Source organism: Cytobacillus sp. Bva_UNVM-123 (genome assembly GCF_046351715.2).
Classification (GTDB): domain Bacteria; phylum Bacillota; class Bacilli; order Bacillales; family Cytobacillaceae; genus Cytobacillus.
Genome location: NZ_CM177772.1, coordinates 3,191,269 through 3,206,178, shown reverse-complemented (window position 1 = coordinate 3,206,178; position 14,910 = coordinate 3,191,269). Strand labels below are relative to the sequence as shown.

General features: G+C 36.0%; 19 protein-coding genes. 16 read left to right on the top strand and 3 right to left on the bottom strand.

All coding sequences use genetic code 11. From position 1 onward, the window contains the following. The first annotated feature begins 46 nt into the window (after positions 1-46). Positions 47-691: a stage II sporulation protein M gene (gene spoIIM / locus KDN24_RS16510; protein ID WP_409972459.1), complete on the top strand. Its 645-nt coding sequence runs from the start codon at positions 47-49 to the stop codon at positions 689-691. Between the two features lie 25 nt (positions 692-716). Here the strand turns inward: spoIIM and asd are convergent, their stop codons facing one another. Further along, positions 717-1,517 carry an archaetidylserine decarboxylase gene (asd, locus tag KDN24_RS16505; protein ID WP_409972460.1) on the bottom strand — a complete coding sequence of 267 codons (801 nt, stop codon included), beginning with the start codon at positions 1,515-1,517 and terminating at the stop codon, positions 717-719. 304 nt (positions 1,518-1,821) lie between these two features. On the opposite strand from asd, the gene KDN24_RS16500 reads away from it, so the two are divergent. From KDN24_RS16500 to sigF, 15 genes are all read left to right on the top strand, one after another. Beyond that, complete coding sequence (locus KDN24_RS16500; RefSeq protein ID WP_409972461.1) at positions 1,822-2,478, top strand: HAD family hydrolase; 657 nt, start codon at positions 1,822-1,824, stop codon at positions 2,476-2,478. After that, complete coding sequence (locus KDN24_RS16495) at positions 2,475-3,158, top strand: MOSC domain-containing protein (protein WP_409972462.1); 684 nt, start codon at positions 2,475-2,477, stop codon at positions 3,156-3,158. The genes KDN24_RS16500 and KDN24_RS16495 overlap by 4 nt, the downstream gene beginning before the upstream one ends. A 346-nt stretch (positions 3,159-3,504) precedes the next feature. After that, positions 3,505-3,744, top strand: coding sequence for a thioredoxin family protein (locus KDN24_RS16490; RefSeq protein ID WP_409972463.1), 240 nt, complete (start codon positions 3,505-3,507; stop codon positions 3,742-3,744). Between the two features lie 102 nt (positions 3,745-3,846). Then, a complete protein-coding gene (locus tag KDN24_RS16485; RefSeq protein ID WP_409972493.1) occupies positions 3,847-4,461 on the top strand; it encodes a MarR family winged helix-turn-helix transcriptional regulator in 615 nt (204 codons plus the stop codon). Between the two features lie 212 nt (positions 4,462-4,673). Then, positions 4,674-5,168, top strand: a complete 495-nt coding sequence (gene fur / locus KDN24_RS16480; RefSeq protein WP_409972464.1) for a ferric iron uptake transcriptional regulator — start codon at positions 4,674-4,676, stop codon at positions 5,166-5,168. A 71-nt stretch (positions 5,169-5,239) separates the two neighbouring features. Then, positions 5,240-5,395: a hypothetical protein gene (locus KDN24_RS16475; protein WP_409972465.1), complete on the top strand. Its 156-nt coding sequence runs from the start codon at positions 5,240-5,242 to the stop codon at positions 5,393-5,395. 87 nt (positions 5,396-5,482) lie between these two features. Beyond that, positions 5,483-5,713: a YqzK family protein gene (locus KDN24_RS16470; protein WP_409972466.1), complete on the top strand. Its 231-nt coding sequence runs from the start codon at positions 5,483-5,485 to the stop codon at positions 5,711-5,713. 7 nt (positions 5,714-5,720) lie between these two features. Then, the gene (gene xerD, locus KDN24_RS16465) at positions 5,721-6,614 is read left to right on the top strand and encodes a site-specific tyrosine recombinase XerD (protein ID WP_409972467.1); all 894 of its coding nucleotides are present in this window, start codon (positions 5,721-5,723) and stop codon (positions 6,612-6,614) included. Positions 6,615-6,832: 218 nt separating this feature from the next. Next, positions 6,833-8,017 carry a phosphopentomutase gene (deoB, locus tag KDN24_RS16460; RefSeq protein ID WP_491348082.1) on the top strand — a complete coding sequence of 395 codons (1,185 nt, stop codon included), beginning with the start codon at positions 6,833-6,835 and terminating at the stop codon, positions 8,015-8,017. Between the two features lie 49 nt (positions 8,018-8,066). Beyond that, positions 8,067-8,885 carry a purine-nucleoside phosphorylase gene (locus KDN24_RS16455; protein WP_409972469.1) on the top strand — a complete coding sequence of 273 codons (819 nt, stop codon included), beginning with the start codon at positions 8,067-8,069 and terminating at the stop codon, positions 8,883-8,885. Then, a complete protein-coding gene (locus tag KDN24_RS16450) occupies positions 8,882-10,186 on the top strand; it encodes a pyrimidine-nucleoside phosphorylase (RefSeq protein ID WP_491348081.1) in 1,305 nt (434 codons plus the stop codon). The genes KDN24_RS16455 and KDN24_RS16450 overlap by 4 nt, the downstream gene beginning before the upstream one ends. Before the next feature lie 175 nt (positions 10,187-10,361). Next, on the top strand, positions 10,362-11,528 hold the full coding sequence (locus KDN24_RS16445; RefSeq protein WP_409972471.1) for a D-alanyl-D-alanine carboxypeptidase family protein: 1,167 nt from the start codon (positions 10,362-10,364) through the stop codon (positions 11,526-11,528). A gap of 249 nt (positions 11,529-11,777) precedes the next feature. Further along, positions 11,778-12,128: an anti-sigma F factor antagonist gene (gene spoIIAA, locus KDN24_RS16440; protein ID WP_409972472.1), complete on the top strand. Its 351-nt coding sequence runs from the start codon at positions 11,778-11,780 to the stop codon at positions 12,126-12,128. Between the two features lies 1 nt (position 12,129). Further along, on the top strand, positions 12,130-12,570 hold the full coding sequence (gene spoIIAB, locus KDN24_RS16435) for an anti-sigma F factor (protein ID WP_409972473.1): 441 nt from the start codon (positions 12,130-12,132) through the stop codon (positions 12,568-12,570). 12 nt (positions 12,571-12,582) lie between these two features. Continuing rightward, positions 12,583-13,338, top strand: coding sequence for an RNA polymerase sporulation sigma factor SigF (gene sigF, locus KDN24_RS16430; protein ID WP_409972474.1), 756 nt, complete (start codon positions 12,583-12,585; stop codon positions 13,336-13,338). Positions 13,339-13,457: 119 nt separating this feature from the next. Here sigF and KDN24_RS16425 read toward each other — a convergent pair whose 3' ends face one another. Both KDN24_RS16425 and KDN24_RS16420 read right to left on the bottom strand, forming a co-directional pair. Beyond that, entirely contained in the window at positions 13,458-13,904 is a 447-nt protein-coding gene (locus tag KDN24_RS16425) for a hypothetical protein (RefSeq protein WP_409970505.1), read from the bottom strand. A gap of 139 nt (positions 13,905-14,043) precedes the next feature. Then, positions 14,044-14,820, bottom strand: a complete 777-nt coding sequence (locus KDN24_RS16420) for a DUF3888 domain-containing protein (protein ID WP_491348080.1) — start codon at positions 14,818-14,820, stop codon at positions 14,044-14,046. Positions 14,821-14,910 lie beyond the last annotated feature (90 nt).

Here is a 14,910-nt window from a genome sequence, read left to right as displayed (position 1 = left end):
GGACTCGGTTCTTGAAAGCCGCTTAAGCTAGACAGGGAGGATAGCAATGAGAAAAAAAATGTACCAGGACGTCGTCGCAAATCATTTCCGCGAGCATTCCTCAACTTATTTATTTGTGATTGTATTGTTTTTAATGGGGGTAATATTTGGTGCAATTGTGGTTAATAGTTTAAGCTTTTCACAAAAAGAAGATTTGTTTTATTATCTTTCTCAATTTTTCGGCCAAGTTTCTGAGGAGAATATTGCAGGGGCACGTGATTTATTCAAGCAAAGTTTTTTACACAATATAAAGTTTATTAGTCTTATGTGGATTTTAGGAATATCAATTATTGGACTGCCAGTTATTTTAGTTCTTTTATTTATGAAAGGGATGGTTGTTGGATTTACGGTCGGATTTTTAGTTAATCAAATGGGATGGGATGGATTTATGCTATCATTTGTTTCTGTGCTGCCCCAAAATCTAATTATCATTCCGATCTTCATCATTGCAACAACCCTTTCAGTTTCATTTTCTTTAAAAATGATTAGCAGACAATTTATGAAGAGGGTAGGACAGCCAATGATGCCGTTATTTGGAAGGTATATGGCTACTTTTGCTGTATCCATTCTTTTTATATGTGCTGCTGCAGGGATAGAAGCATTTATTTCTCCCATATTAATGAAATCAGTCATTCACTCTCTTCAATCATAAAATAAAGACGAATAAACAGAATGGTTTATTCGTCTTTTACTCTCCAATAGCCTAGAGGCTCACCTACGAAAACTTTACTACCTAACCCCAACCCCTTACAAAATTCAAATATTCCGTTTTCGATTAATAACACGACAGTGGAACCGAATTCAAAATAAGCAAGCTCATGACCTTTAGAGGGGTGAATTTGAAGGGATTCTGAATATTTAATGCTGCTAACATTCATAGCTCCAACTTTTATAACTGGGATCGTCCCGTTTTTGTGCCTTATGTAAGTAATGAGTCGTTCGTTCCGACTTAATACTTTGTGCATCTGTTTCAAACCAAATTCATTGACAGGGTAAGTTTTTCCTAAAACATGTTTTTTTTCAATAATCGTTCCAGTGACAGGTGAATGGATTCGATGATAGTCGGCTGGACTTAAATACAAAACGATGAAACAACCTTTATTGTACTTTTGTGTATAGGGCGAATGCTCCAATAATTCTTCTATTTTGTAAGATTGGCCTTTAACAGTAAATGTTAAATGATCATCTATTCTACCAATACCAGTAATGGTGGCATCGACTGGACTGACAAGAGAAGACGAATCTTGATCAATCTTTCGAACCCCGCTTTTCAAACGGCGGATGAAAAAATCATTTAATGTTCGGTAAGCATTCAAAGGCTTTTCAGCCTCTTCAACACGGATCGCATATGTTTTTGCATATAAAGGAATTAGCAATCGGCTTATCTTAGTTTTTGTAAATGCGCCAATTAAATGAGATAGCTCTTTATTTGATGTTAGCTCGGTCAACGTGCGCAAAAAACGTTGATTTAATCTCAAAATCGCAAGCCTCCTTTAATGGAAAGTCAATCTACATTAGATTATATAGAGAGTCATTTTTTGCTTCTAATACATATTTCTTATCATAATGATAGGCTAGTAAAATAATGGTTTGTTCATTTCTGAACTATAGGTAATAACTATCTACATTATATTAATAATAGTATTGAACAATCATTATCCTCAGAATATACTTGACCCGAATACAGAATCTTAGTTTGATAAGTTGTTTAAAGTTGATTAGAAAGCATATGGAACAAGCTCAGAATTAATAACTATTTGTAAGACATAGGAGGTACAAAAAATGTATAAATCAGTCATATTTGATGTGGATGGTACACTTCTCAATTCGGATCAGGCGATCATACTAGCTTTGCAAAAAGTTCTACAAGAAGAGATGGATATCGAATATCCATCTGAAAAACTTACTTATTTATTAGGTATGACAAGTGTGAATAGCTTGAGAATGCTTGAAATTTCAAATATTGAGCGCGCAAATGAAAAACTCCTTCATTATTTAGGTGTCTATCATAATTTGTTATCTATCTATTCTGGAATTGAAAAAATGCTTGAGAAATTGGTGGAAAATAAAATTCATACTGGCATCGTGACTTCGAAAACGCGTGAGGAATTTAAAGCTGATTTTATTCCATTCGGATTACTTAAATATTTCTCACATGTCATATGTGCGGATGATACAGCAAAACATAAGCCTGAACCTGATCCACTATTAAAATATATGGAACAAACAGGTGTGAATCCGAAAACCGCCATTTATATTGGAGATACTATATTTGACCAAATATGTGCCAATGAAGCAAAGATTGATTTTGGGTTGGCCTTGTGGGGTGCAAAACAACCAGAAGCAATATCAGCTACACACCGATTGGATCATCCAGAAGATATTTATCGATTTATGCATTTAATACAGCATTGTGGAAGTCGAGGTGATTTAATATGAAACATGTCGAAATCCTTTCGATTAATATAGGTAAACCTAGGCAAGTACAATTTAATAATAAAGAAGTTTCTACAGGTATTTTTAAAAACCCTACAAAAAAAACTCTATTTTTATCAACCCTGAACTTCGAAGGAGATGGGCAAGCAGATCTTGTACATCATGGAGGCAGGGATAAGGCGGTCTGTGTTTATCCCGCTGAATACTATCCTTTTTGGGAAAATGAATTGCAAAAAACATTGGAATACGGCGCATTCGGAGAAAATATAACAACTAGAGGATTATTGGAATCTGATGTAAACATTGGCGATATTTTTAAGCTTGGTGATGCAGTTGTTCAAGTTACTCAACCAAGGCAGCCTTGTTACAAATTGTCTGTAAAGTACGGAAAACTTGATTTGCCACAAAAAGTACAGGAAACAGGTTATACCGGGTTCTATTTTCGTGTTCTTGAAGAAGGAGTCGTATCTAAGTCCGATAGTTTGATAAAAACCCATTCCCATCCGAAAGCAATATCGGTTGCATTTGCAAACCATATTATGCACCGTGAAAAAGATCAGATCGAGAGTATGAAGAAGATACTTGAAGTGGAGGAACTGTCGCAAAATTGGAGAATAAGATTTTTGAAACGTTTGGAAGGTACCGAAGTTGATTCCCAGATTAGACTAACTGGTAAACAGTGAGGTGATACAACTGCATCGTGAACACGTTACCGAGAGAGTTAAGAGCTGTACGTATAAAGACTTAATGGAATGGAAAAAGCATGTTTTATTTTGTTTAAAATGGTTTAAGAAAGATAATAACAAGTATGAAATTGATGAGTGCGAATTTTTGCTAAAACAAATCGAGGGCCAAATGGCTTATATTAAAGCAAATGACAGGCTTTCATAGTAATTTGAATTGTCTTCATAAACCATTATGTTTACCTATAATAACGATAGGCAATATGTAATTGCTCTTATTTTCATTTCTCTACTATACTATAGATGTGTAGCAAGGCTACATAAATGATTAGAGGAGCTGATTGTTATGTCAAAAGCAGTTTTTTATCATGCAGGTTGCCCGGTTTGTGTAGATGCAGAACAAGTTGTATTGGAGTACCTTGACAAATCAAAAGTCGATACAGAAATCGTGCATCTCGGTACTGATCGAAATCGGATTGAGGAAGCAGAAAGCGCAGGTATTAAATCAGTTCCTGCCCTTGTGATTGGCGGTAATGTTTATCACATCAACTTCGGTGCTAGTTTAGAAGACGTAAAAAAAGGTTAATGTTTAAAGAAGGAGGTGCCTTTGCCGGTGTCTCCTTCTTTTAATTGAGCAAATTTATATGTAAAATGGATAAAAGAATGAACTTGGAAGGTACGATATGTGATGATATTCGATCCACAGCACCGCAAGGAAAATCGTTCAGCTCGGATTAGTATGGCTCTATTCCGGATATCTCAGGCAATAAAAAAGGTGACCCAGGCGGAAAGTGATGCGATCGGATTGTCACCGATACAAATACAAGCATTATTGTTCTGTTTACATACAAGAAAAGATGTTGCAACAGTAGGCAATTTTTCAAATGCAATCGGTACGACACATGTAACAGCCGTAAAGGTTGTGAATGAGCTAGTTAAAAAAGAGCTGATTTATAAAACACAAAAGCCTGAGGATCGTCGAGTGACCTTGCTACAATTAACGTCTAAAGGTAGGGAAATAACGGTGAAGCTTGAACATTGGGGTGGCACACTAGAAGAAGCGCTCGACTCCATTTCTGATGAAATACTAGCAGACTTTGAGCTTGGTCTCGGCTCTATTATTTCAATCATGCATAACCAAGGCCATCTCGCCGTATCGGAACCATGTTTAGGATGTATTCATTTTCATCCGAACACTGGTAATGAGGAAACACCACATTATTGTGGGCTCATTCAAAAATACCTTACTCATGAGGCTTCACTGAAAGAATGTCCTGAACATACCTCCTCAGCTGGTAGCTAACAAAAGCTTACTTTTCATTGACTACATTTGCTTTTAATGATGAGGCTTTTAGGAAAGCCAAAATGGTTTTTATCCAAAGAGAATTCAGTTTACAATTTATAATTATTACTATATAATAATGATTGCATAGTTTTATTTATAATGATTTTAGTTTGATTCTATCCCTTTATCTGTTATAATGAGAATGTTATTGGCGAGGGAGGAACTTCAGTATGGAAAGCAGAATTGATAGAATAAAGAAACAGTTGCATTCATCTAGCTATAAGTTGACGCCTCAGCGTGAAGCGACCGTCCGTGTTTTATTAGAACATGAAGAGGATCATTTGAGTGCGGAAGATGTCTACCTCCTTGTTAAAGAAAAATCGCCTGAGATAGGCTTAGCAACTGTGTACAGAACACTAGAATTGTTAACGGAATTAAAAATTGTTGATAAAATTAACTTTGGTGACGGTGTTTCTCGTTACGATCTTCGTCAAGAAGGTGCAGCACATTTTCATCATCATTTAGTCTGTATTGAATGCGGTGCAGTTGATGAAATCCAAGAGGATTTATTAGAAGATGTTGAGGAAATTGTCGAGCGAAGATGGAACTTCCAAATAAAAGACCATCGTTTAACATTTCATGGCATTTGCCATCGCTGTCATGATAAAGTAGAGGATAATCAGGCTCAAACAGAAGAAAGTAATAAAGAGAATATTAAAGAATAATCATCCTGAACCTTTTCTATATATAAATGATAGAGAAGGTTTTTTATATTCATAATATGGGGGAATGAAAGATGGAAAACAGTTATTTTGTTGGTTGGGGAACACTTGCACTCATTAACGCAGGCTTAGCACAAGGAAAAAATCGAACAGGCTTAAATTGGTTTTTGCTTTCCCTTTTTCTTGGGCCGATTGCAACATTAATTTTACTATTTTCAGAAAAGAAATAAGTAATCTGATTGCTTGTTACTAGGTATAAAACTTGTCCTTATTGGCATATCTTGTATTATAAATGCTTGTACGGAGGACAATAAACAATGAAATCCTGGCTTAAGATTGCGTTACAGACGGTAAAGGTGTTCATCCTATTCACGGGATGCACGATCCTTTTTTATTATGGTATTATGTGGTTAAATGAGGAATATCAAGATTACCACCGTTATGAAGAGCCAAAGGGAGCAGCAGTAAAAGTAATTGCATATGGGAATATAAGTGAATCATCAAGTTGGTTTGAACGGTTAATTCTTTTCTTTTTAAATGGGGAGTAGTGCTGTAATGGAAGACAATCTTAAAGATTTCATACATTATTTAATCGTTGAAAAGGGACTTGCCAAAAATACGATTATTTCGTATGAAAGAGATTTAAAAAGCTATGTAAAATATTTACGAAATGTTGAAAGTATTAAAGATTTGAACGTAGTACAGCGTACGCAAATTGTTCAATTTCTTAAGTTTCTTAAAGAGCAAGGGAAGTCTACGAAAACAATGGCAAGACATATTGCTTCAGTTCGATCATTCCACCAATTTCTTCTTCGGGAAAAGGCTGTGGATCACGATCCATCTGTACATATAGAAACACCTCAGCTCGAAAGGTCACTCCCAAAAGTGCTAAATATGCAAGAGGTTGAGACATTATTAGACTCACCTAAAACACTTGATCATTATGGTCTTCGTGATAAAGCAATGCTTGAGCTATTATATGCTACAGGGATACGGGTTAGCGAACTAATAGGTCTAAATATGGGCGATGTTCATTTAACTATGGGATTTGTTAGGTGCATTGGTAAAGGGAGCAAGGAGAGAATTATTCCAATTGGAAGAACTGCTACAATGGTTTTGGAGCAGTACTTACAAGAGGGTAGAAGTCGATTTGTTTCAAAAAAATATAGAGATGAAGCTTTATTTTTAAATCATCACGGGAAAAGGCTATCTAGACAAGGTTTTTGGAAAATATTGAAGCGTTTAACGGAGGAAGCGGGAATAGAAAAAGAATTAACGCCTCATACATTAAGGCATTCTTTTGCCACTCATCTGCTTGAGAATGGTGCAGATCTGCGTGCAGTTCAAGAAATGCTCGGACATGCCGATATTTCAACAACGCAAATCTATACGCATGTATCAAAAACTAGATTAAAAGATGTATATAAACAACATCATCCGCGAGCATAGGAAAGCTGACCAAAAAAATGGCAGCTTTTTCTTTCTTTTTATGAAAACCTTATGTAGAATATAGATGTCAGACTTCTGACATATTAAAAATGGTTGGATGTTAATCATCTCAAATAGGGCAACCTATTTTTGGAGAAGATACAATTTTTTGAGCTAGTAAAAGATTCGCTCGAACGATTTATCTTGTAACCGTAGTCACAATTTAGGAGGAATGCAATATGTCTTCATACGAATATAACAGAATTTTTGTTGTTGTCATGGATTCAGTTGGAATAGGGGAAGCACCTGATGCCGAACGATTTGGTGATAAGGGAGCCGACACATTTGGCCATATAGCGGACAAAATGAATGGTTTACATATGCCTAATATGGGGAAGTTAGGCCTTAGTAATATTCGCGAAATTAAGGGAATTGCTAAAGCCGAAAATCCATTAGGTTTTTATACAAAAATGCAAGAAGCATCCAATGGAAAAGACACAATGACAGGGCATTGGGAGATTATGGGACTAAATATTCAAACACCTTTTCAAGTATTTCCGGAAGGCTTCCCGCAAGAATTAATATCTGAACTAGAAGCAAGAACTGGAAGAAAGGTGATTGGCAATAAGCCTGCAAGTGGAACAGAAATAATTGTTGAGCTTGGGGAAGAACATATGAAAACAGGCGCACTTATTGTCTATACTTCAGCAGATTCAGTTCTCCAAATAGCTGCACACGAAGAAATAATTCCGATTGAAGAGCAATATCGTATTTGCCAAATTGCAAGGGAATTAACTTTAGATGAAAGATATATGGTTGGAAGGGTTATTGCTAGGCCGTTTATTGGGGAAGTTGGCAGCTTCACAAGAACCTCTAATCGCCATGATTATGCACTAAAGCCTTTTTCCCGTACGGTTATGTCTGAATTAAAGGATTCTGGGTTCGATGTCATTGGAATTGGAAAAATTTCTGATATATTTGACGGTGAGGGTATAACTAAATCACTACGCACGATTTCGAATATGGATGGAATGGACAAATTATTACAAACATTTGATATGAACTTTACTGGTTTAAGCTTTTTAAACCTAGTAGATTTTGATGCTTTATATGGACATCGTCGCGATCCAATAGGGTATGGCAAAGCTTTAGAGGAATATGATGTACGTCTGCCTGAAGTATTTGAAAAAATGCAGGAAGGTGATTTATTAATCATCACGGCTGATCATGGAAATGACCCGACTCATCCTGGAACCGATCATACGAGAGAGTATGTACCACTTTTAGTTTATGCCAAAAATATGCAGGAAGGAAAAGAGCTTCCATTAAGAGAAACCTTCGCTGATATTGGTGCAACGATAGCAGATAACTTTAAAGTGAAATTGCCAAAGCATGGGAAAAGCTTTTTGGCGGATTTGAAATAGATATAAATTCATCATTCGTTTTCAAAACTAGCTATAGGAGGGATAGAACTTGGAACTTTCAAAGATTCAAAAAGCTGCAAACTTTTTAAAAGAAAAATATGATCAGCAGCCACAAATTGGGTTAATTCTTGGCTCAGGACTAGGTGTTTTAGGGGATGAAGTCGAACACGCGATTAAAATCCCATATAATGAGATTCCAAATTTTCCAGTTTCAACAGTAGAAGGACATGCTGGACAGCTTGTTTTTGGATTGCTCAATGGAGTTCAAGTTGTTGTTATGCAAGGACGCTTTCATTATTATGAAGGGTATTCATTCGATAAAGTAACTTTTCCAATTCGGGTTATGAAGGAACTCGGTGTTAAGCAATTAATTGTCACGAATGCTGCAGGTGGAGTGAACGAGAATTTTTCACCAGGAGATTTAATGCTTATTACTGATCATATTAATAATATGGGCAGCAATCCATTAATTGGACCTAATGACAATCAGATGGGTGTTCGTTTTCTAGATATGTCTGAAGCATATTCAAGTGCTCTGAGGAGCAAAGCGAAGGAGATTGCTGCTTCGTTAAATCTTCCTATTCGTGAAGGTGTTTATGTTGGGAATACAGGTCCAACATATGAAACCCCAGCAGAGGTTCGTATGATCCGTCATTTAGGAGGAGATGCTGTTGGGATGTCTACTGTACCTGAAGTGATTGTCGCCAGACATGCGGGCTTGGATGTCCTAGGAATCTCTTGTATTTCCAATATGGCAGCTGGAATATTGGATCAACCTTTAAATCATGAGGACGTAATTGAAACGACTGAAAAAGTAAAGGTTGACTTTTTGCGTTATGTTAAAGCTATAGTGGGTGATTTAAAATGAGAATGGTTGATATAATTGAGCATAAGCGGGATGGCAAAGAACTTACAACTGAAGAAATTCAATTTTTTACTAAAGGCTACACGGATGGGACAATTCCGGATTATCAAGTTAGTGCACTATTAATGGCTATTTTCTTTCAAGGGATGACAGAAAAAGAAAGAGCTGATTTGACAATGGAAATGGTTGAATCAGGTGACAAAATTGATCTGTCGAAAATTAATGGAATTAAAGTGGATAAACACTCGACAGGGGGAGTTGGTGATACGACAACTCTTGTTTTAGGACCATTAGTCGCAGCTGTAGGAGTTCCAGTAGCAAAAATGTCAGGTCGCGGACTTGGGCATACTGGCGGTACGATTGATAAACTTGAATCTGTTGCAGGTTTTCATGTTGAATTAGAAAATGAAGAATTTATTAATCTTGTGAATAAAAATAAAATTGCGGTAATCGGTCAAAGTGGAAACCTCACACCTGCTGACAAGAAGCTATATGCTCTTCGAGATGTTACAGCAACAGTCAATAGCATTCCATTGATTGCCGGCTCGATTATGAGTAAAAAAATTGCAGCAGGTGCTGACGCCATTGTTCTTGATGTAAAAACAGGTGCAGGAGCATTTATGAAAACACTTGATGATTCTCGTGAACTGGCGAAGGCGATGGTTCAAATTGGCAATAGTGTTGGAAGAAACACGATGGCAGTCATCTCAGATATGAGCCAACCGCTTGGTTATGCGATCGGAAATGCACTTGAAGTAAAAGAAGCAATCGACACTTTAAAAGGAGAAGGACCAGAAGACTTAACTGAATTAAGCTTAACATTAGGAAGTCATATGGTTGTTCTCGCTAATCAAGCCAGTTCATTAGGAGAAGCTCGTGAAATGCTTATGGAAGTGATAAAGAATGGAAAAGCTTTAGACACTTTTAAAACATTCTTAAGCTCTCAAGGAGGAGATCCATCTGTCGTTGACCATCCTGAGAGACTTCCACAAGCCAAATTTATAATTGAACTTCCTGCACTTACGGATGGATATGTTTCTGAAATCGTTGCAGATGAAATTGGAACGGCCGCGATGCTTCTTGGAGCAGGCAGAGCAACGAAGGATTCTGTTATTGACCTGGCGGTTGGTCTAGTACTACGTAAGAAAATTGGCGACAAGGTGAGTAAAGGTGAGTCCATCGTCACGATTTATAGTAATTTTGCTAATGTCGACGAAGTAAAAACGAAGCTATATGAAAATATTATGATTTCAAGTGAAAAAATAGCTGCACCAAAACTCATTCATGAAGAAATAACAAAATAAATAAAAAATTACTTAAAACGCTAGTAGAATGAACATTCACTAGCGTTTTTTTTATTTAACCCAAATATTAGGTTATGCACCATTCTAAAAATTTATCCAAACCTTATTGGAATAAAAAGTATAAATTTGGTTTATGTGGTAAGAATGGGAGTTATATAGAATGGAGGGTTATGTGATGAAACGGATCGTCTCATTTATTGTAATGTCTTTCTTATTAATTTCAGTCTTCGTTCCTTCTACACTAGCAAGAGAAGAAGGAGTAGATTTAGTTGAAAATGTGAAATCTGCTATTTTAATCGAGCGTGATACTGGAACAGTATTATTTGAAAAAAACAGTCATGAGCAACTTCCTCCTGCAAGTATGACGAAGGTAATGACAATGCTGCTAATAATGGAAGCACTTGACAAAGGTAAACTATCAATGAACGAGAAAATTCGCACAAGTGAATATGCAGCTTCAATGGGAGGATCACAAATATTTCTGGAGCCAGGAGAAGAGATGACAACAAAGCAAATGTTAGAAGGCATTGCGATTGCTTCAGGAAATGATGCATCAGTGGCGATGGCAGAAAGGTTGGCAGGCTCTGAGGAAGAGTTTGTCAAGTTAATGAATAAAAAAGCAAAAGAGCTAGGATTAAAAAATACAGAGTTTAAATCTGCAACTGGTTTACCAGGGAAAAATGATCATAGTACAGCACATGATATGGCAATAATGGCGAAGGAACTCCTTAAGTATGAAGAGATAACTAAATTTACGAGCGTTTATGAATCATATCTTCGTGAAGATACAGATAAGAAATTTTGGCTCGTCAATACAAATAAGCTTGTTCGATTTTATCCAGGTGTGGATGGGTTAAAAACAGGTTTTACGAATGAAGCTAAATACTGTTTAACCGCTACTGCAGAAAAAGATGGAATGAGAGTCATTGCCGTCGTATTTGGTGCACCAACATCAAAAGAGCGGAATGCTCAAGTAACGAAAATGCTAGATTATGCTTTTAGCCAATATAAAACACATCCAATGTTTAAAAGAAATATGTCACTTGGGCAAGTGGCAGTAAGCAAAGGTGAAAAGAAGCGAATTGAGGCACTCACAAGCGAACCAATCTCCCTTTTAACGAAAAAAGGCGAAGGATTAGAACACATTAAGCAGACAGTCATTTTAGATAAAAACATAAAAGCACCTGTAAAAAAAGGAGATAAAGTGGGTGTTTTAAAGCTTGAGCAAGATGGAAAAACATTAGTCGAAAGCCCTCTTGTTGCAAAAGAATCTAGCCCTAAAGCAAGCTGGTGGACGTTATACAAACGATCAATGGGTATGTTTACAAAAGCAGGAAGTTAAAAACACATCCACTGTCTTTTTGTGGTGCCAGGCACCACTCGTGGACAAATAGGGCAAACTGTCTTTTGGTAGTGCCTGGCACCGCTTTTGTCGAAAGGGTTAAGATTGTTTATATTTTTAGCGAATGAACACTAGTTTTGTCTGTAGGAAGGAAATCTGCATTTGAACAGCGAATTGGATTCACTATAAAGGGGCCAAAAGGCTATCATGATAAAACGTGGTAGGATTTGAAATAAGGAGGCTAATATAGTGAGTCTAACGATCGACTTAGAAGTAAAAAGTGACGTTCTATGTATTCGGTTAACCGGAGAACTTGATCATCATTCTGCCGATATTCTTAGAGAGCAAGCAACGAAGGCGATTGAAGAATATGATATTCATCATATTATCTTAAATCTTGAGCATTTAACTTTTATGGACAGCTCTGGACTAGGTGTTATTCTAGGCAGATATAAACAAATTAAACAACAGCATGGTGAAATGGTTGTTTGTGCAATCTCTCCAGCCGTTCAAAGATTATTTGACATGTCGGGCCTTTTTAAAATCATTAGTTTAGAACCGACGGAAGAATTTGCTTTGCAAAGACTGGGGGTTGCGTAAGATGAAAAATGAAATGCAGCTTAAATTTAGTGCATTAAGTCAGAATGAATCATTTGCTCGTGTTACGGTCGCAGCATTTGTCAGTCAACTTGATCCGACAATGGATGAGCTTACCGAAATAAAAACCGTTGTGTCAGAAGCAGTAACAAACTCCATTATTCACGGGTATGAACAAGATCCGAATGGTATCATTTACATTACGGTCAAAATCGAAGATGGATTAGTGGAACTTTCGATTAAGGATGATGGCTTAGGAATTCCAGATATTGATGAAGCACGCATACCGTTATATACGACAAAGCCTGAACTTGAAAGATCTGGAATGGGATTTACGATTATGGAAAACTTTATGGATGAAATTGAAATAAGTTCACAACTTGGAAAAGGCACAGAGATCCGATTAAGAAAGCATCTAGCAAAAAATAAAATGCTATGCAATTAAGGGAGTCTTGCTATGGATGTGGAGGTTAAAACGGAAAATAGCCAAACGTTTTTGAAGGACCATGAAGTAAAGGAACTCATCAAGAGAAGCCAAGATGGAGATCAAGAAGCACGTGATTTAATTGTGCAAAAAAACATGAGACTCGTCTGGTCAGTCGTGCAACGTTTTCTAAACAGGGGATATGAACCAGATGACCTTTTTCAAATCGGTTGCATTGGTTTATTAAAGTCAGTTGATAAATTTGATCTTAGTTATGATGTGAAATTCTCAACGTACGCAGTTCCGATGATAATTGGAGAAATTCAACGTTTTATTAGAGATGACGGCACAATAAAAGTAAGTCGTTCCTTAAAAGAGATGAGCAATAAAATTAGGCGAGCTAAAGATGAATTGTCAAAAATCCTCGGGAGGATTCCAACCATTAATGAATTGTCCGAGCATCTTGACATCCCTGCTGAAGATATTATTTTAGCTCAGGATGCAAGCCGAACACCTACTTCGATTCATGAAACAGTATATGAAAATGATGGAGATCCGATTACGCTTCTCGATCAAATTGATGATGGAAATGAAGGGAAATGGTTTGACAAAATTGCCTTAAAAGAAGCGATTAATGAACTTGATAATCGAGAGAGATTAATCGTGTATTTACGCTACTATAAGGATCAAACACAATCAGAAGTTGCTGTCAGGCTTGGTATTTCACAAGTCCAAGTTTCTCGCCTTGAGAAAAAGATTCTTCAACAAATGAAAGACCGCATGGATTAACGTTAATCAAGACCAAAATTATTAAAAGTTAGATAAAATAAAGGACATAACATATTTTATATGACTAATATGTTATGTCTTTTCTTGTTGAACTAACTCCCCCAATAGTACAAGAAGATTCAATCCTTAAATTTAAAACTTGTTCCATCACCTTTTACTATTTGTTTAAAGGTTTCTGCATCCAAAATTATATATTTATATTTGAGGGACTTATCAGTGTTTAGTATGGAACAATAAAAATACACTTGGCGATTAGGACTAACTCCACTATGTGGATCGGCATAAACATTGTATAAATTTATGTAGTAATAATCAGTCACTTTGGATTTGATAAACGATTTTAAGTCCTTGTAAAGCAATTTTTGCCGAAAATTTATATCAGCTTCCTTATATTCGGTATAATTCGTTAGGCTGCCATTAAGAAAATACTCCTCGGCACTAATAAATTGCTTTTCCTTATTATCTGGAAATAGATAATTATCTTTAGCCAAGATGTGAATTGGATTTTGCAAGTGAACTATTGAAAAAATAAACACAGACAAAATGATTAAGTAAAGCTTCTTCATGAGGACACTCCCTTTTGGTTTTTAAGCTGTCCATAGAGACATTCAACTAAACTTCCAATACTTCAATAAGAAAGAGCTATTCTCCTTCTTGAAGAATAGCCCTCGTTTTAAGTGAATTAATCAGTAGGTTTAATTTTTTTCATACATACCATGGTAATTTATAATCCATTTTCTTACCTTGTTTACTATTTTTATCTGTTACTATCCAATTACCATCTTTCTTTTGTACTTGATAATTTACATTTGTACCATCAGACTTTTTAAAGAGAATATAACCTGTATTTCCTTTAATAATGGTTACAGGGTCAATAACATTTTTGTAGGGTATCTCTCTCTCAGGAAGCAAAACGTTTGTTACGATTTCTTCTGCAATATTAAATAAAGATTTAAATTCCTTATTTATTTCTGTTTGGTATTGCAATTGATTGTATGTGTAAGAAGAGTAAGACTCTGAATTCAAATTAAAAGACTGTTTTATATCTGAAAGTGTTGCTTTATAAAATTCATTTATATCCTTTTCTAATTTATCTCCCTCATGTTGAAAGCTAATTGTTTTAACCCCAAATGTGTCTATTTTGAAAGTCATTGTTTCCTTACCATAAGGAGGGTCATGTGCATGGTCAAATGTTGTGACTTGGATTTTTGCAATAAAGCTAAACTGACCCTCATGCCCTCTGATGATACTCAAAATCTTAGCATCATATAAACCATATTGTTTAGGATATCCATAGTAATTAATTATTTCCTTTTGTATGGATGGTTCAAGTGATGTAATCAATGTATCATATATAAGTTTACAATCAGGTTGCTCACTTTGGGCATCAAGATTTCCTGAAAGTTTTTCCGCAACCACTTGATGGTTATTAATATGGATGCTAAGAAGAACAACAGATAATATTACCAGGAATTTCTTCATCGAAAACTCCTTTAATATAGATTTAATTAATGAGTATTTTTCACTGAAATCTTTAAATTATTCTTCAACTAAATTGCCCGTTAGGTGAAG